Genomic DNA, 23697 nt, shown 5'->3' on the forward strand with positions numbered 1-23697 from the left:
AGCCAGGCTGCGCCGACCCGGTCGCCGCTTTTTCCCTTCGGCCCGCCCCCCGGGCCGTACCGTCCAGAGGCTTTGAGTTGAACGCCGAAACCATCCGCACCCTGATCGAACAAGGCCTGCCCGGCGCGCAAGCGCAGGTGCGAGGCGACGACGGCGTCCATTTCGAGGCCACCGTCGTGGCCGAGGCGTTCCGCGGCAAGCTGCCGCTGGCCCGCCACCGCCTGGTCTATGCGACCTTGGGCGAGCGCATGGGCGGCGAGATCCACGCCCTGGCGCTGAAGACGATGACGCCGGAAGAGGCCCAATTCGGCAAGTCGTAAGCGCCGGGGGCGGGGGCCGACTTCACCGTCGCCTCACCCACGCGCCGCGGCTGGCTTCTACCATTGCCGCTCACGGCATTCCGCTCCTCCCATCTCATTCCCGGCTCCCCAATGCAAAAAATCGTGGTCGAAGGCGGCCAGCCGCTCAACGGCGAAGTCAAGATTTCCGGCGCCAAGAACGCTGTCCTGCCGATCCTGTGCGCGACCTTGCTGGCCGACGCGCCGGTGACGATCCGCAACGTGCCGCGCCTGCACGACGTGCTGACCACCGCCAAGTTGCTGGGCGAGCTCGGCGCGGGCGTGAGCACCGAAGGGGCGACGATCACGGTCGATCCGACCACGGTCAACAGTCACGTCGCGCCTTACGAGCTGGTCAAGACCATGCGCGCCTCGGTGCTGGTGCTGGGGCCGCTGCTGGCCAAGTACGGCCAGGCCGAGGTCTCGCTGCCGGGCGGTTGCGCGATCGGTTCGCGTCCGGTGGATCAGCACATCAAGGGCTTGCAAGCGCTGGGCGCTGAGATCACGGTCGAGAACGGCTACATCAAGGCGCAGCGCAACGGCCGCCTGAAGGGCGCGCGTTTCGTCTTCGACGTGGTGACGGTGACCGGCACCGAGAACGTGCTGATGGCCGCGGTTCTGGCCGAAGGCACCAGCGTGCTGGAAAACGCGGCGATGGAGCCGGAAGTCGTCGATCTGGCCGACTGCCTCAACGCCCTGGGCGCCAACATCGAGCATGCCGGCAGCGGCCGGATCGTGGTCCACGGCGTGGAGAAACTGCACGGCGGCAGCCACGACGTGCTGCCCGACCGCATCGAAACCGGCACCTTCCTGGTCGCCGCGGCGATGACCGGCGGCCGCGTGACGGTCACCGGCAGCCGCGCCGACACCCTGGATTCGGTGCTCGACAAGCTGCGCGACGCGGGCGCGAAGATCGAGGTCGATGGCGACCGCATCACCCTGGACATGGGCGGCCGCCGCGCGCGCGCGGTGGATCTGGTGACCGCGCCGTACCCGGCGTTTCCGACCGACATGCAGGCGCAGTTCATGGCGCTCAACTGCATCGCCGAAGGCGCGGGCGTGATCAACGAGACCATCTTCGAAAACCGCTTCATGCACGTCAACGAACTGCTGCGCCTGGGCGCGGACATCCGCGTGGACGGCCACACCGCGGTGGTGCGCGGCGTCGCCAAGCTCAGCGGCGCGCCGGTGATGGCGACGGATCTGCGCGCTTCGGCGTCGTTGATCCTGGCCGGACTGGTGGCGCAGGGCGAGACCACGATCGATCGCATTTATCACCTCGACCGCGGCTACGAGAACATCGAAGAGAAGTTGTCGAAGCTTGGGGCGAAGATTCGCAGGGTTGGGTGATTCCTACGAAACTATTCCCTCTCCCGCTTGCGGGAGAGGGAGACAAGCGAAGCGTTCCAGTTGTTGTCGCTGCAACCTTTGGACGCCGCAAAGAAAAAGCCCCGCATCCGCGGGGCTTTTTCGTCTGGCCGATACTGCGATCCAACCAGATTGTTACGCCACCACCCGCCTCAACGCACCGCCTGCACCCGCAGATCGATCGCATCGTTGCCGTTCTCGCGCTGCAGAATTCGCGCCGGCACCGGCATGCCCGGTACCACCCAGGCGATGGTTTCCTTGTCGCCGTTCTTGCTCGACACCTTGGTCGCCTGCTGCGACTTGCCGTCGATGGTGATCGCTTCCTTGCCCACCACGGTGTAGGTCAGCTGCTTGGTTCGGCCGTCTTCGACCATGCGGTAGCTCATCGGCTTGCCGGCGTTGGCGTCGCGCACCAGCGCCAGGTTGATCAGCAGCGCGTCCAGGTCGCCGGACTGCAGCTTGATCGGGCCGGCGCGGTCGGGCTTGACGTCGCCGGTCCAGGTCGCCACGCCGCGCGACCAGTCGTAGCTGGCGTTCTTGGTCTTCTTCTTGGTCAGCACCTTGCTCGAATCGCTGCCGCTGAGCGGACGCAATTGGCCGGCGTTCTCGTCGAAGGTGGTGCTCTGCTGCAGTTCCGCCAGCGGGCTGGAGATCGACAGGTTGTACTTCCAGCGGTTGCCGTCGGCCTGGGACAGGCTCATGCGGCCGGCGCCCTGGATGCCCATGTAGCTGGCCTGATAGTCGGCGCTGAACGGCTTGACCGCCGCAGCCGGGGCGCTGACCGCGGCCAGGGCGAAGGCCAGGGCGGCGAAGCGAATCTTGGTGGACAGGTGGGTCGTCATTGTTCGTTGACTCCTTTGTATTCGACCAGGCGTAAATCGTAGGTGTCCTGGCCATCTTCGCGCTGCAGGATGCGCACAGGGGTGGGAACGCCATCGACCACCCAGATCGAGGTTTCCTCGTTGCCGCTCTGCACGCGGTTGACGCGCATCGCGTTGAAGCTCATGTCGTCTACCTTGACGCCTTCCAGCTCCTGGGCCACCAGGTATTGATGGGGGCGCAGGCGCCCGGAATCCACGAAGCGGTAGTTCAAGGTCTTGCCGGGCTGGGCGTCGCGGACCACCGCCAGGTTGATCAGCAGGCCGCTCATGTCGCCGTCCTCCAGCGCGATGGGCTTGCGCCGGTGTTCCTTGATGTCGCCGCTCCACTGCGCGGCGTGCTTGCTCCAGTCGTAAGTGCCGGTGATGGTGCGCTTGGAGAACAGCAGCTTGCGCACCATCGTCTGGCTCAACGGCCGGTAAGTGTCGCCGACCAGGTCGAACAGCGTGCTCTGCTGCGCGGCCGCGCCGGTGAGGCCCATCATGCCGTGCTCGGCGCGGATGTCGAGGTCGATGCGCCAATGGCCGGCTTCGGGCTTGACCTGCATGGTCGCATCGCCCAGCGCCTTGCCGCCGTTGAAGACCTGGTAGTTGGCCACGAACGGTTCCAGCGCGAGCGCGCTGCCGGGGGCGGCCACGCCGGTCAGGGCGGCCAGAAGCAGGGGCAGGAGGGACTTCATGACGCGGGTGAGTCCTGGGGGCGTGCAGCGCGAGGGGAGAGTGCGTGCCCGGGCCGCGCGTTGCCGCCGCGGGCGCGGCGTTCACACCGCGCTGCCGTTGCCCGGGTCGGTCAATCGGCCGGCGAAATCTAAACGCAGCGGCGTAAATAGCGGATGACCGTCCAGGCTCACGGTTGCGCCGTGTTCAGCCAGGCGGCCGAGGGTCGCCAGTCTCATTACCGCCAGCAATAAGGGGTGTTCCACGCTGAGGACACGCTCGGCAAGCAAGTCGGCTGTATCGCCGGTGTGGATCGGCACCACGGCCTGCGCGATCACCGCGCCGGCGTCGAGTTCCGGGATCACGAAATGCACGCTGGCGCCGTGTTCTTGCTCGCCTTCTTCGATGGCCCGGGCATGGGTGCGCAGGCCGCGGAACTTGGGCAGCAGCGAGGGGTGGATGTTGATGGTGCGGCCGCGGAAGCGTTCGACGAAGGCGTCGCCGAGGATGCGCAGGTAGCCCGCGCACAGCACCCAGTCCGGGCGCGAGGCGGCGACCGCGTCGGCGAGCTCGGCGTCGAAGGCCTCGCGGCTGGGGAAACGCTTGGCCTCGGCCGACCAGCGCAGCGCCTCGGGGACGCGTTGCAGCGCGACCGCGCCGGGTTTGTCGGAGTAGACGCCGACGATCTGCCCGGCCAGCGTGCCGGCGGCGATGGCGTCGATGACGGCCTGCAGGTTGCTGCCGCGGCCCGATGCGAGGACGGCGATGCGGGGGAGCGGTTGGGGCATTGCAGGCTGCGCGGTGGGTGCGGAGCGGCATTTTAGGCGATATGGGGGCGGCCCTCACCCCGACCCACCCCGGCCCGAACGCGTAGCGTTCGGGCGTTCGGTGCCGCGCGAGCCAATGGCTCGCAAGCGCGGCCCCTCACCCCGCACGCGGGAAAGGGGGTAAAAGCGGCTTCTGCCTCTCTCCCGCGTGCGGGAGAGAGGGTGGGGTGAGGGCTCGAGATCAGGCCGCCCCCGCAAGAATCAGAACTTCGCATCCACCGAAACAAACCACTGCCGCGGCGCGCCCGTCAGCAAGGTCTGGAACGTCCCCTGCGGATCGGTGTCGCGAAAGCCGTTGCTGCCCAAGGTCGCGATGTAGGTCTTGTCCAGCAGGTTGTAGACGTTCAAACCCACCCGCAGCGACTTGATCTGCCCCACGTCCTTGCGCTGCCAGCTCACTCCCGCATCCCACAGCCAGAACGCGTCGGTGCCGGCGTCGTTGGTGTAGGTGTAGTAACGCTTGCCGGTGTACTTGCCGCCCAGGCGCAGTTCGAAATCGCCGGCGCCGTAGCTGATCTCGGTGGCGAACAACTGCTTGGGCGTATCCACCACCTGCTTGCCGCGCACCTGCACCAGCTTGCCGCTGCTCAGGTAATTCGAGCGGTACTGCGAATCGTTGTAGGCATAGCTGGTGAGCCAGCGCAGGTGTTCGGTCGGCGTCCACACGAAGGCGAATTCGCCGCCGAGCGTGCGCACCTTGCCGACGTTGGCGAACTGGTTCGGACAGCTGACCACGCCGGGGCAGGGCACGATCACCAACTGGCGGTTATCGAAGTTGACGCCGTACAACGTGGTGGACAGCTGATAGTGATCGTCGCCGTAGCGCCAGCCCAGTTCCAGGGTCTTGGACTCTTCCGGCTTGGCGCTGGCGCGGCTGAGGTCGAAGGACGCTTGGGTCAGCGACCACGCGCCGTTGACGCCGGGACGGAACGCCGCCTGGTTTTCCGCGTAGTTGGCGAACACGTCGCTCTGCTCGTTCAACTTCCACGACAAACCGAGCTGCGGCAGGAAATTGTCGCGCGTGGTCAGGCGTCCGCCGGCGCGGCCGGGAACCACCACGGTGCCGTCGGTGACCACGTTCTGGCCCTTGAAGCCGGCGTTGATGGTCAGGCGTTCGTCGAACAAACGCATCGTGTCCTGCAGGAACCACTGCCGGGTGCGGGTATCGAAACGCTGGCGGAACAGGCGCTGGGCGAACTCGCTCGGATCGAAGAAGCGCTGATCGTCGATGGGCCCGGCGATGTTGACGAAGCTGCGACCGGCGCCGTGCACGCTGTCTTCGAGCCAGAAGCCGCCTTCCAGCGTGTGCTGGTCCAGGGTGTAGGCCAGGCGCGCGTTCAAGCCGCTGCGCTCGATGTCGTAGCTGGTGATGCGCAGCGCCATCGGAATCGTCGGCGAGCTGATGTAAGGCGTGAACCAGTGGCCCTGGCCTTCGTTGCGGTGGTAGTAGGCGGTGGCGTTCAGGCGCAGCTGGTCGTTGAGATCGAACTCGCCCGACACGCTGGCCAGATCGTCGTTGCGCATGCCGCGCGCCAGGTAATACGCATCGTCCTTGGTCTTCACGCAACCGCTGAACTGGCCCTTGGCGGCGGCCAGCGCGCGCTGCCAGTCGGGTGCGTAGTTGTCCCAGTCGTAGCCGCAGCGGCGGATCAGGTCGAGCGACATGTCCTGATCGTCGGTTTCGTTGCGGCGCGAAGTGGACAGCCACGCAGCGATGCGGCCGCGATCCCACTGATACACCGCCTTGCCGTTGAACTGCTGCTGCTCCTGCACGCCGGCGCCTTTCCAGCGATCGGCTTGACTGTGCATGCCCGACACGTAGGCGCTGAAGCCGCCGTGATCGCCGGTGTCCACGCGCACGAAGCTGCGCAAGGTGGCGTTGTCGCCGTAGGCGAGGTTGACTCGCGCGCCGAATTCGCTTTCCGGATCGGAGGAATGCAGCAACAGCGCGCCGCCCAGATTGCTGGTGGAGGGAATGCGCAACGCACCGGAGCCTTGCGCGAGTTCTAGCTCGGCGATGTTCTCCGGCAGGATCGCGCGGTTGGGCGACAGGCCGTTGTTGTTCGCGTAGCTGTTGTCGCCCAGCGGCAGATCGTCGAGCGTGTAGCCCAACTGGTTCTGGGCGAAACCGCGGATGGCGATGCGGTTGGACCACTCGTAGCTGCCCCACGGATCGGAGGAGACGAAGTGCACGCCGGGCAGTTTCTCCAGCACCTTGACCGGATTGGTGCCTAGCGCGCTGGCCTGCAGCTCGACCTTGCCGATGTGCTGGACCTGACGCACCTCGCGATGGCCGATCACCGAGATCGTGTCCAGCGTCGCTGCGGTTTCCAGCGGCGCGCCGCCGGCGGCGACCGCGGCGGTGCTGGCGTTGCGCACGCCGGCATCGGCGGGCGTGGACGGGGTTTGTGCCTGACAGACCAGGGGCAGCACGGCGAGCAGCGCCAGCGCCAGGGGAGTGCGGGTCGGGGTTTTCATGCGGTTCTCGAGGAATGCGCGCCACGGCTGCGGCGTCTGGCGGCATTACAGCGAGGCGATATGAAGGCCCGTACGCGTGGGGCGGACTGCGCGGCGTACCTGTCTAGTCGGTCGTGACGGGCGGCGCGTTCAGTTTGTGGCGTGGGTGTCGAAAAGGGCGTTTCCTGGCGTAGCGGCCCGTGAATTTGCCCCCTTTGAAAAAGGGGGCGAGCGCCCGGCGCGGGTGAGTTTCGAAGTGATTGATGGGAGCGCGGGGGATTTGCTTTGCGCGGGTAACAGCAAAAGCAAATCCCCCCTAGCCCCCCTTTTTCAAAGGGGGGAACTGCTGGCGATGGGTGGGGGAGAGGTGCGGGGTGTCTGTCAGTAGCGTTGCTTACCGGCTATCCACACCGCTTCGACCTGCGGCAAGCCGCGCGACACTCGCACGCGCAGCAGATCCGCGCGCAGGCCTGGAGCGATCTCGCCGCGATCTCGGTAACCCACCGCCCGCGCCGGCGTACGCGTAACCATCGCAACCGCGCGCGCCAAGCCGATGGACTCCCACTCGCCCAACTGGAACGCAGCCATCAGCAAACTGCCGGGCACGTAATCCGACGACAGCACGTCGAGCACGCCCGCGCGCGCCAGATCGCTGGCGGCGACGTTGCCGCTGTGCGAACCGCCGCGAACCAGATTCGGCGCGCCCGCCAGCACCTGCAGGCCGGCCGCATGCGCGGCGTTGGCGGTCGCCAGATTGACCGGGAACTCGGCGATGCAGGCGCCGGCTTCAACCGCTTCGGCGACGTGGTTCAGATCCGAATCGTCGTGGCTGGCCAGCGGCAAGCCGAGATCGCGCGCCATGGCCAGCACCACGCGGCGATGCGCATCGGCATGACGCCGCTGCAATTGCTGCAGATGCTGCACGCGCGCCTGGAACTGCTCGTGATCGCGGGCGTTGCCATGGCGCGCGCTGTAGCCGCGATACAGCTCCAGATCGTGAAATTGCCGCTGCCCGGGCGTGTGATCCATCAACGACATCAGCCGCAGCCCGGGCGTGCGCAACAGCGGCTCCAGCCGCGCTGGCAGATCCGGGCAGGGCAGTTCGCAGCGCAGGTGCACGGCGTGCTCGACCCGCAAACCGCCGTCCTCGCGCGCTTCGGCCAGCGCGGCCAACAGCGCCTGCGGATCGACCGCTTCCTCGGCGTCTTCTTCGCCCACCGAGATGGCGTTTAGCGCGGTGGTGATGCCGGCGGCCAGCAACTGCGCATCGTGCGCGCGCAGCGCGGCGGCGGCCGGCCAGTGCGCGCCGGGGCGCGGCAGCAGGTGTTTTTCCAGATTGTCGGTGTGCAGCTCGACCAGGCCGGGCAGCAGGTAATCGCCTTCGCAATCCAGCGCCGCCGGCGAGCGGCTGCGGCCCTGGCCGATCTCGCGGATCAGGCCGTCGGCGATCAGCACATGCCCGGCGATCACCGCCCCGGGCAGGATCAGTCGTGCGTTGTCGAGCAACAGTTCGGTCATCTGCCTAAACGGGAAGCGGCGCGGCGGCGGGTTCTGTCACGGCCATGCAACGCCAGCGCGTTCTCATGGCCGCTGATGCCAAGCCCGACCTGTCTAGTCAAACAGGCGCAGATGGAGGTTGTATGACATCCACCCAGCGAGCCGTCGTAGCCAGCGACCCCGCCGACACGGCCGCCGCGCTGTTCGCGACGGACGAAACCCCGCATCGCGAGAGCGACGATGTCGCCGGCGATTACTCCGCCCAGCGCGACGCCGCGCTGCCGCTGTGGCAACAGATCGAAGCCTCGCTGCTGAAGGACATCCGCGCCGGCAACCTGAGCGAAGGCGACAAACTGCCGTCGGCGTTCGATCTGGCCAAGCGCTTCGGGGTCAACCGCCACACCGTGCGGCGCGCCATCGAAGCCCTGGAAGAACGCGGCTTTCTGCGCACCGAAACCGGCCGCGGCAGTTTCGTGCAGGAGCATCCGTATCACTATCCGATCGGCCGCCGCACCCGTTTCGGCAAGGCTATGCACGACCTCAACGTGGAAAGCCGCTATCGCCTGATCGAAGCGGGCATCCAGACCCCGCCGCGTCAGGTCTCGCGCTCGCTGGGGCTGATCTCGGGCGAACGCGTGCACCGCATCGTCTATTCCAGCGAAGTCGAAGGCCGCACTGTGGACCACAGCGAGGCCTGGTTTCCGGCCTCGCGTTTTCCCGGCCTGGACCGCGTATTCGCCGAACAATTGTCGGTGACCCGCACCCTGGCCGAATTCGGTGTGCGCGATTATCTGCGCAAGCACACCTCGGTGATGGCGCGCCTGCCCGGCGCCGAAGTCGCGCGCGTGCTCGGCCAGTCCACGCGCCGACCGGTGCTGTGCGTGCATTCGCTCAATGTCGATACCCAGGGCGTGCCGGTGCAATTCGGCGTGACTTCCTTCGCCGGCGACTGGGTACAGCTGATGGTGATGACCGATTCGTGACATGAACTTGCCAGGCCCTGGCGGCTGCGCGGTTTGAGTCACGCCAGTGGCTGGCGATGCGTCCTAGCCTGCGGGCTCCTTTCACCGCAGGAGCACCGCATGTTGCATTCCCGATTGCATCGCTGCAGTATCGCCGCGTCCATCGTCCTGGCGCTGGCCTGCGCCGCCGCCGCACCGGCCATGGCCAAGACGCCGAAGGTGTTGTTCATCGGCACCGACGGTTTTCGCGGCGACGTGTACGGCACCACGCCCACGCCGAATCTCGACGCCCTGGTCGCCGACGGTTACCTCGGCCGCGAAGGCCTCACCGCCGACACCGCGATCAGCGGCACCGGCTGGTCGTCGCTGTTCACCGGCGTGGAGCGCGACAAGCACGGCGTCTACGACAACAGCTTCAAGGGCAAGAACTACGCCGCATGGCCCGACGTGCTGAGCCGCATCGAAGCGGTCGCGCCGGGCAAGCGCACCGCCGCGGCGCTGTCGTGGTCGCCGCTGGCCACCGAGATTCCGTGGAAGGCCGACACGGTCTACAGCGCCGGCAGCGACGCCAACGTGCTCAGCAAGGGCCTGGAATTGCTCGGCGATGCGGCCGGTCCGGACGTGCTGCTGCTGGATTTCAACCAACCCGATGAAGCCGGCCACGCCGGCTCGTACTTCAACCGCGACGCCAGCGGCTATACCGCGGCGATCCGCGGCATCGACGGCTACATCGGCCAGCTCACGGCCAAGCTGCGCGCGCGTGCGAACTACGCCAACGAAGATTGGTTGATCATCGTCGGCACCGATCACGGCGGCTCGATCCATCACGGCCACAACACGCCGGAAGACCGCAAGACGCTGATCGCCTTCAGCGGCGAATCCGTGCCCAAGCTGGGCCTGGAACCGCTGCGGCTGGCGCCGCGCCAAGTCGATGTCGCGCCGAGCATCCTCGCCCATCTGGGCCTGGCGGTTCCGGCCGGTCTCGACGGCCGGCCGATGCAAAAGCCCGCGCGCGAAGCCGCGCCCGCGCTCGGCGTGAATCTGCTCGCCAACGCCGATGCCGAATATTCGCAGGGCCGCATCGATCGTGCCTACGACAGCGACGTGCCGGGCTGGCGCAAGGGCAACGGCGGGCAAGTGGTGAACTACGCGCAGTACACGTGGTTGCCGGCGAGGCCCAGCGGCGGCGGCGCGAATCTGCTGATCGGTCGCGATACTTCGCGCAGCAACACGCTGAGCCAGCGCGTCGATCTGCGCGGTTTGAATCTCAGCGACGGCGCGGCGACGTTCAAGCTCAACGCCGACCTGGGCGCATCCAGCGGCCACCGCGCGCGGGTGTTCCTGCGTTTCTACGATCTGCGCGGACTGGCCAGCTTCAGCGCCGCCGGCATCGGCCACGTGTTCCGCGGCAGCGACTACTACCGTTACGACATCGCCGCCGACCGCGTCGCCAGCGGTTACCCGCAATCCATCGCCGCCAACTGGCCGGGCCTGGAGAAATTCGCCGGCGGCGCGCGCGATATCGACGCGGCCTTCGAAGCCGGCAACGGCAAGGTGTATTTCTTCAAGGACGCGCAATACCTGCGCTACGACCTGGCCGCGCGCAGCGTCGACCCGGGTTATCCCGCGCCGATCGCCGGCAGCTGGCCGGGCCTGGAGAAATTCGCCGGCGGCGCGCGCGACATCGAGGCGACGTTCTTCTTCAGCCGCAGCAAGCTGTATTTCATCAAGGGCGATCAGTACATCCGCTACAACCTCGACAGCGATCGCGCCGACAGCTATTACCCCGGCTATCTGTCCGACGCCACCTGGCCGGGCAGCGGCTACTGGCCGGCGAACTGGTCGGGCGCGCTGAACTTCGCCAACAGCAAGTCGTACGCGTTCAAGCCCGGCGAGTATCTGCGCTACGACCGCGTGCTCGATCGCGCCGACGCCGGCTATCCGGCGGCGATCAGCGCCTCCAGCTGGCCGGGCCTGCAAGCGCTCTACACCGGCAGCGCGTTCGAACTGGCGCCCGCCAGCGGCAACGGCCCCTTGCAGACCTACAGCCTGCAAGGCCGAGTCCCGGCCGACGCGCAATGGGCTGAGGTGGAAATCCGTTTCGAACACGGCAACGCCACCGGCGATGCGTTCGCGGACAAGCTGGGTTTGACGATCGAACGCTGATATCGCCAAGCATCCCCGCCGGACCGGCTATGTCCGGTCCGGCGTTAGGCTGATGCCCGCTTTGACGAGACTCCTCGCTGTCGAAGCGATAGATATTCTGAGAACGTCTTCAAATAGGGGCGACAGCAGCGATCGGCTGTGCCAATTGTCGATAAATATTGAGGAAATATGTGTGCTGCTATGAGTCTTGGTTGTTCAATGGGCTATTGCTCTTCTACGCATAAGCGGACAGCAAAGCGATCGCGCACTTTGGTGGATCAAATGAATGCGAAATGTGCAGTTGTGCTCGAGATTTAACTTCATCTGTTGCTGTCGGCTGCCTGTGTCTGATCGTGAATTCTTGAGTGATACTATTCGCTAGGACGCGCCTGGCTGACACGGAGCATTTGCAATGCCTTTTGTGAACGAATTTGTCCCTGCAGAAGACGTCGAGAAGTATGACCTCAAGGCAATTGACGACAATGTTTTTGTTGGCCGAACCAGGGCGCGGGATTGGACGATAGATCGAGATAGAGATATCTATCTAAGAAACATCGCATCAGGCGGTGGTGCTGAGCCCGAGCTTCGTAACCGAACGGAATGGACCTTTTTTTGGAATTCCGATCTGATTTACCTCCGGCTTGATTTGATCTCGGGTGGAGAGGATGCGGGCAATGTTGGTTGGTCACATTGGAAGCTGGTTTGGCTCAACGGGAACAATGGTTTACCTCCGCACCTAAAGGATAAGAAGGCGCAGATCTTGGTAGATCTTGAGGATGCGTTACTTGTCTATAGAAGCTTCGGTATCTACTCGCGTGAATGGTCTGGGTACCGCGTCACGCTGGAGGTCGATAGGAGCTGCGTGATATGACGCAGACGCTCACGGCGGACGAGGCGATTGCGCTTCTGCGCAACAATCCTACTGATTACGCGACTAAAGACCAGTTGCACGCGCTGGCGGCACAGGTGGATGCAGATAGTTCTGGACGCCTGACTGTGCTTTACAGTGGGCCGGCAACCAAAGGTGTTTGGTCTACTGACGTAATCAACGCAATGCGCGCGGCTGGAGAAGATGTTCGGGTAATTAATGGAAGTCACGCATCAGATTTTTTGAATTCTCGTGATTTCTTTCACGCGGTCGCAAGGGCTCATGATCTTGATGATCCGGAGCCTTTGGTTCGAAGCCAATATCGTGGGCCTGCCTCCGACTGGCTCTATCACCCCACAGAAGGTCCCTGGGCTGACGCATCAGCGCGATTCGCCGACGCAACGAAGGGCGAGGTTCGCGCAATCGTCGGCGATGCTCAGCCCAGTCGGGTGTTCGGTGCGGTGGAAGTGCCGCACATCCTCGCAAACCAGAATGTCACGACGGTCGAAGGCATTCCACGTGAAGTGCTCGCCGCACGCCAGTCAAGTCATGGCACGCAAGCCGCGTTCGAAATGATCGTTGCGCGGGCCCGCGACAATGTTGGGCAATTGCACGTTGCGGTTAATTACGCGGGAGCGCCGCTACGCGGAGATGACAGCGCGCTACTGATGGACAGCCGCAGCTACTTCGCCGGCACCCAAATCGAAGGCAAGACCCCGAGGTTTACCACGGTCACCCGGCCGCTGGCCGACAGCATGAACCCGCCGACGGAATACGTGCAGGCTGGACAACGACATCTGGAGGACTGGCACGCGCAGTTGGCGCGCGAAGCGCGTGCAGCGGAAGCCGCGCGGGGCGCACCCATCAGGCGCATGGGCGTCGCGGCTGGGCTCGGTGTGGCAGCCAGCGCCTACGACGCTGTACAAACAGGCCAGCGCGTAGGCACATTGCTGGCTCAGGACAATCCGCTTGCCGCTCAATCCGCGCTGACTCACTACGCTGCACGCGGCACCGGCGGTTGGATCGGAGGCGCCGCCACAGGTTTGGCGGTGGGTTGGGAAACCGGCCCCGGTGTGATCGCGTTCGTCGCTGTTGGTGCGATGGCCGGCAGCCATGTCGGCGAGAACGCGGCGCAGTGGTGGGACGATCGCAAGATATATAGCCAGACCGATGGCAACGGCGTGGACTGGCGTTTCAACGGTCAGCAATGGCTGCGGCAGGAGCAAGGCGACCTGCAGGACGACGGGATCGATGCGCCCGCGCAGCAGTCGTTCTCGGCTTTGCCCGACAAGGCGCGGGAGTTGAATTATCTCGCCAGCAACGCCGCGACCGCATTGTCGCTGGGCAAGCTGGAAGCGCCGCGCGATCCCTACGATCTTCCGGCCAACGAGCGCGATTCACGCAGCCTGGCGGAGGCCAATTGGAAGTACGACGCCGACAGTGGCGCGTGGCATCGCGAGGTGGTTATAGCGCGTACCGACCGCGGCCATCCGCTGACGCGGCCGGAAACCGCTTCGCCGGAACGGGCCGTGGAACTGGATCGCGCGGCCGAGCAGGTCATCCGCGAGAATCTCGCCAGCGGTCCGGCGCCGGTGGCGGCGCGTTATGAGATCGCTTATCGCGCCAACGGCTGGGAGCGCCTGGGGCCGATGCCGGAAGCGGTGCATGCCGCATTGGCAAGTTCTGATCGATTGATGGCGTCGGACAAGGAGCTCTATCAACGTGCCGAGGATGGCAGCTGGCGGCGCGAATCCGGCGAGATGGCGCAGGGCAATATCCCGCGCGAACTCGATGGGATACGCGCGCAGTTGCAGCCGGCGCTCGCGCAGCACGCGGAGCAAGTGGCTGCGATCCCGAGCTGGCAGGCGCCCACGCGCGAACAACTGGACCGAACGAATCTGCTGACGGCGTATGCGGCCGTGGGCGTCGCGCCGAATCCGGAGCGTCTGAATGCCGCGTTGGAAGCGGTGCGGCGCACGCGCGATGGCCAAGGCATCGATGCGGCGACCACATCTCTTCATCTGGAGCGAGGACAGAGCGGCCGCTTCGACGTCCACAGCCCGATCGCGCATCTGCGTCGCGACGGCGATGGCGTGGTGCGGGTGGGGGCGGTCACCAGCGCACAGGAAGTCGAATTGGCCTTGGTCGATCTGCGTTCGCGGCCGGCGCAGTTGCCCGATGCGCTCGATCTGCGCATCGCCGCGTTGTCGCCGCAGCAGCGCGAGGCGCAGGAGCAAGTAGTGCGCGAGGCCAACCGTCAGGGACTCTCGCATGACGAAGTGCGGCAGGTCGCGCAACAAGCCGCGGCGATCGACGCATCCCCTGCCGTCGGCGCCGCGACAGTGCCGCCAATCCGTGATCCGGAACTTGTCCGCGGCGCCGTTCAGGAGCCGCGTGCGCCGCCGCAGTCGGCTGAGACGGTTTCTACCGTTGCGATGGTGCCGCCTTCTGCCGCGATCGAAATCAATAACGGCGAACGAAAGCCCGAGCCGATAGCCGAGTCGGCCAAGCACGAAGCCGTTGCCACCCAGCCACCGCGTCCCGATGGATCGTCTCCCGTAGCGGAAGCGGCGCCGCCACCCGTTGCGAAGGACATTCCCGCACCCGTCGAAGGCGACGACACGCTCAAGCCCGGCGACCAAGGCCAGCAGGTCGAGTTGTTGCAGTACCGATTGCAGCGCGTGGGCTATCGGGCTCCCGACGATATGCCCTTGCCGCAGCACGGGCGTTTCGATGCAGCAACCGAGCATGCGGTCAGGCAGTTTCAGCGCGATCAAGGTTTGCCGGACAGCGGCCGGGTCGATCCCGATACGCTGCAGGCCTTGTCGGTGGCGCAGCATGTGCGTATCGAATTGACGAAGGCTGCCGAGCAGGACGCACCCGCGGCGCAATCCAGGCGCGCCTCGCTACTGCCACCGACGCCGACAGCCGATTCCATCGAGGATGCGATCAAGCGGCTGGATACCTATCCATTGCCCGATATCGCGCCGACCCAACCGCTTGCCACACAGGCGCCTGCCGCTCCGGCCGCGTTGCAGCCGATCGCGGATCAGGTGCCGAAAACTTCCTTGGCCGACGCCAACATCGCTGCGCGCGTCGATCCGCATGTTTTGTTGCCGCGTGAACCGCATTCGATCGCCGATGAACCCAAGGTCGCTACCGACGTGCAAGTGGCGCCGGCAAAGGCGACGCCATCAAGCGCCCGCGAGCAACCCGCCACCGATGTATCGCGGTTGTCGCCGGAAGATCAGGCAATGTTCGCCAAGATTCGAGGACAGGCTCCGGACAACGTCCCGGACGCCACCGTGGCCCACGCGATGCTGGAGGCCAAGCGCAACGGCATTCCCGACGCTGAGCGAGTGGGGCAGGTCGGCGTCGTCGGCGGCACGTTGTGGGTTGGGAGCGTGACACCGGGTTTCATGGCGGGCGTGTCGGCGACCGCGCCGGCGCCGCCGATGCAGGACACCGTGCGCGAAGCGCAGGCGTTCAACCAGCAGCGCGATCAACAGCTCGCCCAAGAGGCGATGCAGCGCAGTCAGGACGATCCCAGCCAGGGCCCGAAGCGCTAGGCTACCGGGACGTCGTCGAACGAGCTTCGTCTGTCGCCGGCGTGCGCGATTGCAATGCAGTGCCGTAACTATTGTGACGGATGCCGCTAAATTCATTGCGATACACCTCGATCGGACAGCCGCTCAGCTTCCGCTTCCAGCCCGAATCGGCAAAGCTGCCGACTGCGGCGGCACGGGGGCGAGCGTGGGCACGGACAGGGCGATGCGGTGGGTGTGGATGTGGGCGGCGTTGATCGCGCCGTCGGCGGTGCTGGCGCAGACCGCGGCGGGCCACGAGGCGGGCGCGGCGACGTGCGTGGAGCAGGCGGTGGTGCTGCCCGATCCGGCCGAATGCCTGCGCCGCTACCAGCGCGAGCCCGACGGCGACCTGCCGGCGACGCTGACGGCGCTGTACGAACGCAACGTCGAGCTGCAGGGCAAGGGCGAATTCGCCGCCGCCGCGGCGGTGCTCGATTGCGCCGAATCGGCCGCCGGCGCGCATCCGCCCGCGGCGATCGAACACGAACTGCTGCGCCGCCGCGGCGTGCTCGACTACCGGCGCGAATGCCCGGCGCAGGCGCTGGACAAGTTCAAGCGCGCGCTGAAGCTGGCCGAGCGCAACGAGGACCGCCCGGCGCAATCCAAGACCTGGAACAACATCGGCTCGGCGCTGCGCCGGCTCGGCGATTACCGCGGCGCGCTGCAGGCGCTGATGACCAGCCTGGAACTGCAGCGCGGCCTGCCGCAGGCCGAAGCCGGCAAGACCTTGAACAACATCGCCGACATCTATCGCGACTTGGGCGAGAACGCCAACGCGATCCGCCACTACGATCAGGCCCGCGCCGAATTCCTGCGCGACGGCAACAAGGCCGAGGCCGGCCACGTGCTGTCGAGCCTGGGCGTGCTGGCGCTGAACAACGGCGAGCTGCAGCGCGGGGAAAGCTTGTTGACCCAGGCGCGCGACGAACTGGTCCAGGCCGGCGACAAGAAATATCTGATGCGCACCTACAGCGAACTCGGCCGCGCCGCGATCGAACGCGGCGACGTGGCCGCGGCCAAGCGCTGGACCGACAGCGGCCTGGCGATCGCCGCGCAGGACGCCAAGACCATCGTGCCGGCGCCGCTGCAACTGCAGGCCGCGCGCGGCGACCGCCTGCGCGGCCAGGCGCGCGCCGCGCAGCAGCGCATGAGCGAGGCCTTGAACGCGCTGGCGGCGCAGGACAGCGATCGTCCGGACCTGCTGGCCGAACTGGCGCGCGACTTCGAAGCGCTGGGCGAATGGCCGCAGGCGATGGCGGCGCTGCGCGAATCCGAGGACGCCGCGCGCGCGCTGCGCGAGGCGCGTTACGACCGCGAGATGAAGTGGATGCAACTGCGTTTCGAAACCGCCGAACGCGACCGCACCATCGCCGCGCTGGCGACGGAGAACCAGGTGCGCGCGCTGAGCCTGAAGCAGCGCACGCTGGCGCTGTGGTTGACGGTGGTGTCGGCGCTGGCGGCCTTGTTGGGGCTGACCGTGTTCTTCCTGCGCCGGCAGCATCGCGCGCGTGTGGCCGAAGCCGCGCGACAGGCGCGCTTGGCGGAAGAAGTCGATTACTACCGCCGCGCCGCCGCCGAGCTCGGCGTCGATCGCGCGCGCCTGCAGGCCGCGCTCGACAGCCGCGACGACGCGGTGCTGGTGCTCGATGCCGGCGGCCAGGTGCTGGCGGCCAATCGCAGCGCCGGCGAATTGCTGCAACCCTCGCAAGCCGCGTCGCTGGCCGGACGCGCGTTCGGCGAACTATTGGACGAGCCCGGCGCCCTGCGTTTCGCCCAGGCCTTGGAGCATCTGGACGAATCCTCGGCGCCGCAGGGCTTCGATTTCAAACTCGGCGCGCAGGCCGAATCCCTGCGCGCGCAGCTCAGCGAAAGCGGGCAGGGCGAAGGCCTGATCGTGCTGGGCCTGAAATCCTCCGCCGCGCACGATGCCGCCACGACCGCAGGCGAAAACGCCGAAGCCGATCCGCTGGGCGTGGAAGCGCCGGCGATAGCCGACGAAGAACTGCGCGTGTCGTTCCGCCGCGCGCTGGTGGAACTGATGCTGGCGGTGGTCGAAGCCTGGGAACGCAGCACCGGCCAAGGCCGCCTGGAACTGGCGGAAAAGAGCCGGATCTGGCGCGTCACCGTCGATGACGGCCGTCTGCGCGCGCGCGCGATGGAGCGTTACCTGAGCCTGTCCAAGCTGCCGCGCCAACCGCGTTGGCGCGACGTGCTGCGCTCGGGCTACTACGTCCTGGCCGAATGCGCACTGGAGGAGCCGGTGCGCGGCGAACTCCAGCGCCACGTCGATGCGGTGCTGGCCTATACACGACGCCACGCGCTGGTGTGAGCCCAGGCTGCCCCCGCAGGCGGGCGGCACACCGGCGCGTGGCGGCGCGGGGTTGCTCAGTGACCGCCGGCGACGGCCGACGGCTTGATCGGCGTACTGCCGGGAAGCTTGCAGTAGACGCAGCGGCCGACCAGGTTCTGCGCGCCGCGGCCGCTGAAGCTGTAGCCGCTGTGGTGGTACTGCACGTCGTTGTAGACCGACGGCGAGATCACCTGCGGCGTGCTGCCGGGCGACTTGTCCTGGCAGTAGTTGGCGATCATCAAAGTCGCGATCGCCCAATGGTCATCGACGATGCCGCAGCTGGTCGGCGTGCACATGCCGCCGCCGCCGCTGTGCAGCGCCTCGAACTGGGTCAGCTGGGCCGGAGTGAAACTGAACGAGCCCGCGTCGATCACCTGCGCGCCCGGAGCCAGGCAGGCCGCGTCGTTGTCGTGAGCCGAAGTGGCGGTGCTGGCCACGAGCGCCGCGCACAGCGCCAGCGTCGCAAATAAGGTTTTCATAATCGCCCCCTGTAGGCGAGTCATCAGGAGCGCCCAGCCTACGAACCCGCTCGGCGGCGCGTCCAAACAAATAGCGGGCACAAAGTGGGAACGTTTTCGGATGAACTTGCGTGCGGACACGATCGGGTTGTGATCGCGTTAGCGCTATGGGTCAGTACGCCGTCGCATGGCGCCGGAAATCTTCCCATTTCGTCCCGGTTCGGTCCCACATCCTTCCTCGCAAAACGGCGCCGCGCAGCGGTAAATAAACACGTCGCCGACGCGCGGACATCGACCCGATCCGGACACGATCGAACGATGCTCCGCCGGCCAAGGAAGGCGAACACGTCATCGGTTTCCGTCGTGGCCCGCTCCGGAAGGAACGCTCCCTGAAGGAGCGGGGCACGGCGGCTCATCGGATCGCGCCCCGGGCCGCACCGGGGCGCGGTTCGCTGAGGTCGGCCAGGGGAGGGCCCGGGTCCCGGGAACGGATCCGGCAACATCCGCCGCGCTTGCGGCGGATGCGAAACCATCGGGTTCGGCGCGCGATCGCGTCGTCCGCGGCTCCATCGCGAGCCTCACGGGCGGACCGCGCGAATGCGCCGGACCGGTTGGGCATAGGGATATGCAACCCGCCCCGTATCGGCATGGATGCCGCTGCGGTCGGTAACGCGGCGCTTGCAGCGCGGCGTTGGCGGGTGCGGTCAGTCCGACGGGGGAGCCAGCGGACTGGACGCCGCGGGCTATGGCGTATCAGGACGCCATAGCCCGCGATTGGATTGGCGACGCGTGTCGCACCGCATGCTTGGGATGGACGACGGCGCAAGGCCGTCGCGCGCGATCGCGTAGGCGAATCCCGGGCCGCTTCGAATTGCGACTGCGCTCACTCAATACTTTTCGCAGCGTGATGCACGCAGCGCATCGGCGCGTGTCCGCCGCGTTCTCAACGCACGCATCGCACCTGTGACGCAGTTCGCGATCGGCTTCGCGCGCGCCGCGAATGTACCCGCCGCGACCCGCGCAGGCCCGTCGAGGCCCGATTCGATCCCGACTCCTTCCTCGTAAATCGCCGCGCCGCGTCGGTAAATGATCGACGTCGGCGGCGCTCTTCATCGCATCGACGCTTCGCACATCGCCCTGGGCGCATGTCGCCGAAGTCGCCCGAAAGCGCCGCGGACCATACACGACTCAGGTTCGAGTCCTTTCACTCCATTCACTCCAAGGAATCGCAACGCAATGGATATCAAGCATTCGATCGCCAAGCATGGAACGCGCATGGGCCGCTGGATCGGCGTGGCGCTGTTGGCCGGAGCCTGCGCGCCCGCGCTGGCCGGCAACCCGATGGACACGGTCGGCGCGGAACACAACGCGTATCTGGGCTGCCTGATCGCGCAGAGCGACAACGGCGCGCGCAAGGGCACCTTGCTGGAAGACGTGGTGGACCTGTGCGGCTATCGCCCGGAGGGTTCGCGCGAGGAATTCATCGCCCAGTACGCTCCGTACCAGCCGACCCAGCGCGACCTGCGCTTCGGCGAACGCGTCGCGCCGTTCCGCAAGTATTTCGATGCGCGCGAAGCCGCATTCCTGGACCGCATCGATCGCGCCTTGTCCGCCGACGCGCAGTCGGCCGCCGAGATCGACGCACAGCTGGCCAAGATCGAAAACGAAGCGATCGTCCAGCTCGACCCGAAGAGCCAGGGCGGCCAGGCCGTGCTCGCCGGCCTGAGCACCGCGCGCCATTCGCTGGAGTTCTGGAACAAGCGTTATGAAGTCGAAGCCGGCGCCGGCCAGGTCCAGCACGCCAAGCGTAAGTGGTGGCAGGTCGTGCTGCAGGTCATCACCGTGGTCGGCGCCGACGTGGGTTGCGCGGTCGGCGTGAGCGCGATCCCGGGCGGCGCGGTCGCGGCCGGTGCCGCGTCGGCCGCGTGCTCGGGCGGCGTGGAAGAGCTGTGGGGCAATTGATCGATGCATCGGTCCGCATGATGCGGACATCGGCCCGGTCATGAGCCGGTAGTCGTGCAACCTCTCCGCGCCGACAGGACTGGTCGGCGCGGAGACTTTTTGCGTTGTGTCGTTGCGGCCGCGAGTCTTTCAGGCCGCCGCCCGCCGCACCGCGCCGTAGCGGCCATCGACGATTTCTTCCGCCAGCCCGAAGCTCAAGGTCATGCCCAGCCCGCCGCCGCCGATGGCGTTGACGATGGTCACGCCCGGCGCCGGCTCGGCGACGAATTCGCTGCTGCCGTCGGTGAGCTTGGGGTAGATGCCGTGCCAGGTCTGGATCACGCGCGGATCGGGCAAGCGCAGGAACCGGCCCAGGTAATCCAGCACTTTGGCGTTGATGCTTTGCTCATCGAACGGATCGTGCGTGTGTCCGTAGGCGTGCGAGTCGCCGATGGTGACTTCGCCGCGGCCGTTCTGCGCCGCCATCACGTGGATGCCCAGTTCGATCAGCTCGCCGAACTGTTCCTGATAGCGCGCGCGCAGCGGCGCCACGTCGGCGGCCTGCTGGAAGCCGGCGTAATGCACCAGCGACAAGCCGCCGCACAGCGCCGAGCCCAGGCGGAACCCGTCCGGCTGCGCGGCCAGCCGCATCATCTGCAGCTTGCAGCGGGTCAGCGGCGCCGCGGCATAGACCTGCGGATACAGTTGTTCGAAGTCCGGGCCGCTGCACACGAACACCCGGTCGGCCTCGAAGCGGCGCGTGCCCGAATGCGCGCGTCCGCTTTCCACCGCGGTCACCGGCGTGCGCCAATGGAATTCCACGCCGTAGCGTTCGTGCAGATAACCCGGCAACGCGGCCAGGGCCTGACGCGGATCGACGATCATCTCGTCGCGATTGAACAGCGCGCCGCGCAGGTTGTCGCCGACCAGCGCCGGCGAGATCGCCAGCGCGGCGTCGCGATCGAGCAGCGAGCACGGCCGCAGCGAACGGTTGGCGGCCGCGTATTGTTCCAGCACCTCCCATTCGTCTTGCTCGTAGGCCATGTGCAGCGAGCCGCAGGGGTCGTGCCAGAGCTTGGCGCCGTCGATCACTTCCTGCCAGATCGCGCGCGAACGCAGGGCGCGCTCGTAGGCGGCGCCGTTGGTCACGCCGATCGGCCAGATCATGCCGAAGTTGCGCACCGAAGCGCCGACCGCGCGGTCGTAGCGTTCCAGGACGGTGACGCGGTGGCCGCGCACGGCGAGCGCGCGGGCGATGGACAGGCCGACGATGCCGGCGCCGATGACGAGAGCGGATTCGGATTTCATGGACGATGCGTTCGCGAAAGTTCAGATGGGCGCGAGCGTCGGCGCGCCGGAGCGGCGCGTCGCGCGATGATGGAAATACACCGCCGACAACAGCAGGCAGGCGCCGCCGAGCGCGGCCAGGGCCAGCACGGTCTGGGCGAAGAATTGCGTCCACGACAGCTGCAGGCCGGAGAATTCCTTGGTCAGCAACACCGCGACGCTGCCCAGATAACCGAAGGCGTCCGACAGGTACATCAGGAAACCGACGTTGCCGGCGACGCGGAAGGTCGCGATCAAGCGTTCGTAGAACACGCAGTTGAACGGCACATAGGCCAGGTACAGGCCGAACCCGACCAGCGCCAGCCACCACAGCGGCGGCAGTGCGCCGGACTGGAACGCCAGCGTGCTGAGGCCGGCGACGGCGAGGCCGGCGAACATCAGCCCGTGCAGCGCCATCAGCCCGCGCAGGTTGTCGCGGAACCACGTCAGCCCCGCGGTCAATGCGAGCACCGCCAAGGCGATAGGCGTCTCGATCAACGCGAACACTCCCGCATTGCCGCCATAGCCCAGATCGTTGAACAACTCGGCCTCGAAGTTATCGCGAAAATCGCGCACCACGGTCAGCGCCACGTAGCACAGGATCATCAGCGCCAATCCCGGCAGGAACTGGCGCACGAAGGCGCGCCGCTCGCTGCGGTTCATCGGCAGGCGTTCACTGCGTTCGCGGCGGTCGTCTGCGTCGGGCTCGGGGATGCGTTCGAGGAAGTGCAGCGCGATCACCAGCGGCGGCAGGAACAACAGCCCGGTCAGGAACGGCATCCAGAATTCGCTCACGCCCGCCAGCAGCAGCCACTTGCCGACGCTTTTGACGATGCCCGATGCCATGATGAAACTCGACGCCAGGATCGCGCCCATCGCCTCGGTGGTGCGGCGGCCTTCCAGATAACTGAAGACCAGGCCCCAGACCATGCCCAGCGGCAGGCCGTTAAGGAACAGGAACGGAATATTCCACGGCGCCGGCACCAGGGCGAAGCCGAGCAAAGCCAGCCAGGCCACGCCGATCAACATCAGCAGCAGGCGCGCGCGGCGTTCGCGGCGCAGGCCGCCGATCACACCGATGCCGATGAACTTGCTGCACATGTAGCCCAGGATCTGCGCGACCACCAGCCACACTTTGTAATCCACGTCGAACCATTGCTGGCCGTGGAACGACGCGGCCGCGAACGGTTTGCGGAACGCGTACATGCACGCATAAGTGACCAGCGCCGCGCCGCCGGCGAGCAGGGTCACCTGCCACTGGCGCATGCCTTCGCCGGTGTGAGCGCGCGCGCGTTTCATGCCGCGGCGTTGCGCGCGCCGTCGGCGAGGCCGAGCAGCGCCGGCAGTTCGAACAGCGAATCGATGATGCGGTCGGGCCGGTACGGCTCCAGTTCGGCGCGGGTGAAGGCGCCGGTGGTGATCGACACCACAAGGCCTGCCTTGGCGTTGCGGCCTTCGCCGATATCGACCTCGGTGTCGCCGACCTTGACCAGTTGCGCCGGATCGTCGATGGCGAAGCGCTGCATCAAGGCCTGCGCCATGTCCGGTGCGGGCCGGCCTTGCGCGACTTCGTCGCTGGCGATCAGCGCGTCGATGCGATCGGCCCAGTGCAGGCGCTCGATGATGGCGTCGGCGATATCGCGCGAAAAACCGGTGTTGAGCGCGACCTTGATGCCGTTGGCGCGCAGCAGGGCGAAGATCGATTCCGCGCCCGGCAGCGGTTCGATCCCCGGCCATTCGCGATAGCACACCAGCATGCGCTGGACGAAATCTTCGTGGATCGCCTTGACCGCCGCGTCGCTGGCCCGATCGCCGAGCAACCGCGCGATCGCCAGCGGCTTGGGATAGCCCATCAGCGGCCGGCAGGCCTCGTGGTCGATCGGATGGCCGGCGGCGGTCATCGCGCCGACGAAAGCCTGGGCGACGAAGCCCGGATCCGACACGGTGGTGCCGGCGATATCGAACAGGGCGAGACGGTAGGTCATGACGGCCGGAAGCGCTGAGGAACAGGCGTCCAGCATGGGCGGCGAGCGCAACC

17 protein-coding genes are annotated in these 23697 nt (G+C 66.7%); 8 read left to right on the top strand and 9 right to left on the bottom strand.

Going from position 1 to position 23697, the window contains the following annotated elements; translation table 11 throughout:
• Positions 1-77 precede the first annotated feature (77 nt).
• Together AB4Y92_RS11750 and murA are read left to right on the top strand one after the other, a co-directional pair.
• The gene (locus tag AB4Y92_RS11750) at positions 78-320 is read left to right on the top strand and encodes a BolA family protein (RefSeq protein ID WP_057941962.1); all 243 of its coding nucleotides are present in this window, start codon (positions 78-80) and stop codon (positions 318-320) included.
• A gap of 111 nt (positions 321-431) precedes the next feature.
• The gene (gene murA / locus AB4Y92_RS11755; RefSeq protein ID WP_441819805.1) at positions 432-1688 is read left to right on the top strand and encodes a UDP-N-acetylglucosamine 1-carboxyvinyltransferase; all 1257 of its coding nucleotides are present in this window, start codon (positions 432-434) and stop codon (positions 1686-1688) included.
• A 170-nt stretch (positions 1689-1858) separates the two neighbouring features.
• Here the strand turns inward: murA and AB4Y92_RS11760 are convergent, their stop codons facing one another.
• From AB4Y92_RS11760 to AB4Y92_RS11780, 5 genes are all read right to left on the bottom strand, one after another.
• A complete protein-coding gene (locus AB4Y92_RS11760) occupies positions 1859-2548 on the bottom strand; it encodes a DUF3108 domain-containing protein (protein ID WP_441819806.1) in 690 nt (229 codons plus the stop codon).
• On the bottom strand, positions 2545-3264 hold the full coding sequence (locus AB4Y92_RS11765) for a DUF3108 domain-containing protein (protein ID WP_441819807.1): 720 nt from the start codon (positions 3262-3264) through the stop codon (positions 2545-2547). Before AB4Y92_RS11765 ends, AB4Y92_RS11760 begins: the two co-directional genes overlap by 4 nt.
• Positions 3265-3345: 81 nt before the next feature.
• Positions 3346-4029 carry a phosphoribosylglycinamide formyltransferase gene (gene purN / locus AB4Y92_RS11770; protein WP_441819808.1) on the bottom strand — a complete coding sequence of 228 codons (684 nt, stop codon included), beginning with the start codon at positions 4027-4029 and terminating at the stop codon, positions 3346-3348.
• Between the two features lie 240 nt (positions 4030-4269).
• Positions 4270-6546 carry a TonB-dependent receptor gene (locus AB4Y92_RS11775; protein WP_441819809.1) on the bottom strand — a complete coding sequence of 759 codons (2277 nt, stop codon included), beginning with the start codon at positions 6544-6546 and terminating at the stop codon, positions 4270-4272.
• Positions 6547-6906: 360 nt separating this feature from the next.
• Positions 6907-8043, bottom strand: coding sequence for an alpha-D-ribose 1-methylphosphonate 5-triphosphate diphosphatase (locus AB4Y92_RS11780; RefSeq protein ID WP_441819810.1), 1137 nt, complete (start codon positions 8041-8043; stop codon positions 6907-6909).
• A 122-nt stretch (positions 8044-8165) separates the two neighbouring features.
• On the opposite strand from AB4Y92_RS11780, the gene phnF reads away from it, so the two are divergent.
• The 5 genes from phnF to AB4Y92_RS11805 all read left to right on the top strand — a co-directional run bounded on the left by phnF (position 8166) and on the right by AB4Y92_RS11805 (position 17913).
• Positions 8166-9005, top strand: a complete 840-nt coding sequence (gene phnF, locus AB4Y92_RS11785) for a phosphonate metabolism transcriptional regulator PhnF (RefSeq protein WP_441819811.1) — start codon at positions 8166-8168, stop codon at positions 9003-9005.
• Between the two features lie 99 nt (positions 9006-9104).
• Positions 9105-11150: a hemopexin repeat-containing protein gene (locus AB4Y92_RS11790; protein WP_441819812.1), complete on the top strand. Its 2046-nt coding sequence runs from the start codon at positions 9105-9107 to the stop codon at positions 11148-11150.
• Between the two features lie 391 nt (positions 11151-11541).
• Positions 11542-12000 carry a hypothetical protein gene (locus tag AB4Y92_RS11795; protein WP_441819813.1) on the top strand — a complete coding sequence of 153 codons (459 nt, stop codon included), beginning with the start codon at positions 11542-11544 and terminating at the stop codon, positions 11998-12000.
• Positions 11997-15566 carry a peptidoglycan-binding protein gene (locus AB4Y92_RS11800; protein ID WP_441819814.1) on the top strand — a complete coding sequence of 1190 codons (3570 nt, stop codon included), beginning with the start codon at positions 11997-11999 and terminating at the stop codon, positions 15564-15566. Before AB4Y92_RS11795 ends, AB4Y92_RS11800 begins: the two co-directional genes overlap by 4 nt.
• A 202-nt stretch (positions 15567-15768) precedes the next feature.
• Positions 15769-17913, top strand: a complete 2145-nt coding sequence (locus AB4Y92_RS11805; protein ID WP_441819815.1) for a tetratricopeptide repeat protein — start codon at positions 15769-15771, stop codon at positions 17911-17913.
• A 56-nt stretch (positions 17914-17969) separates the two neighbouring features.
• Here AB4Y92_RS11805 and AB4Y92_RS11810 read toward each other — a convergent pair whose 3' ends face one another.
• Entirely contained in the window at positions 17970-18413 is a 444-nt protein-coding gene (locus AB4Y92_RS11810) for a hypothetical protein (RefSeq protein WP_441819816.1), read from the bottom strand.
• Positions 18414-19628: 1215 nt separating this feature from the next.
• Between AB4Y92_RS11810 and AB4Y92_RS11815 the strand changes: the two genes are divergently transcribed.
• Positions 19629-20354, top strand: a complete 726-nt coding sequence (locus tag AB4Y92_RS11815; RefSeq protein ID WP_441819817.1) for a hypothetical protein — start codon at positions 19629-19631, stop codon at positions 20352-20354.
• Positions 20355-20483: 129 nt separating this feature from the next.
• On the opposite strand, the gene AB4Y92_RS11820 is transcribed toward AB4Y92_RS11815, so the two are convergent.
• The 3 genes from AB4Y92_RS11820 to AB4Y92_RS11830 are packed head-to-tail and all read right to left on the bottom strand — an operon-like array spanning position 20484 to position 23644.
• Positions 20484-21641 (bottom strand): TIGR03364 family FAD-dependent oxidoreductase, encoded by a 1158-nt coding sequence (locus AB4Y92_RS11820; RefSeq protein ID WP_441819818.1) that lies wholly within the window; start codon positions 21639-21641, stop codon positions 20484-20486.
• Between the two features lie 21 nt (positions 21642-21662).
• Positions 21663-22958, bottom strand: a complete 1296-nt coding sequence (locus AB4Y92_RS11825; RefSeq protein ID WP_441819819.1) for a DUF5690 family protein — start codon at positions 22956-22958, stop codon at positions 21663-21665.
• The gene (locus AB4Y92_RS11830) at positions 22955-23644 is read right to left on the bottom strand and encodes an HAD family hydrolase (RefSeq protein ID WP_441819820.1); all 690 of its coding nucleotides are present in this window, start codon (positions 23642-23644) and stop codon (positions 22955-22957) included. The genes AB4Y92_RS11825 and AB4Y92_RS11830 overlap by 4 nt, the downstream gene beginning before the upstream one ends.
• Positions 23645-23697 lie beyond the last annotated feature (53 nt).

Source organism: Lysobacter sp. TAB13 (assembly GCF_052113885.1).
GTDB lineage: Bacteria > Pseudomonadota > Gammaproteobacteria > Xanthomonadales > Xanthomonadaceae > Lysobacter > Lysobacter gummosus.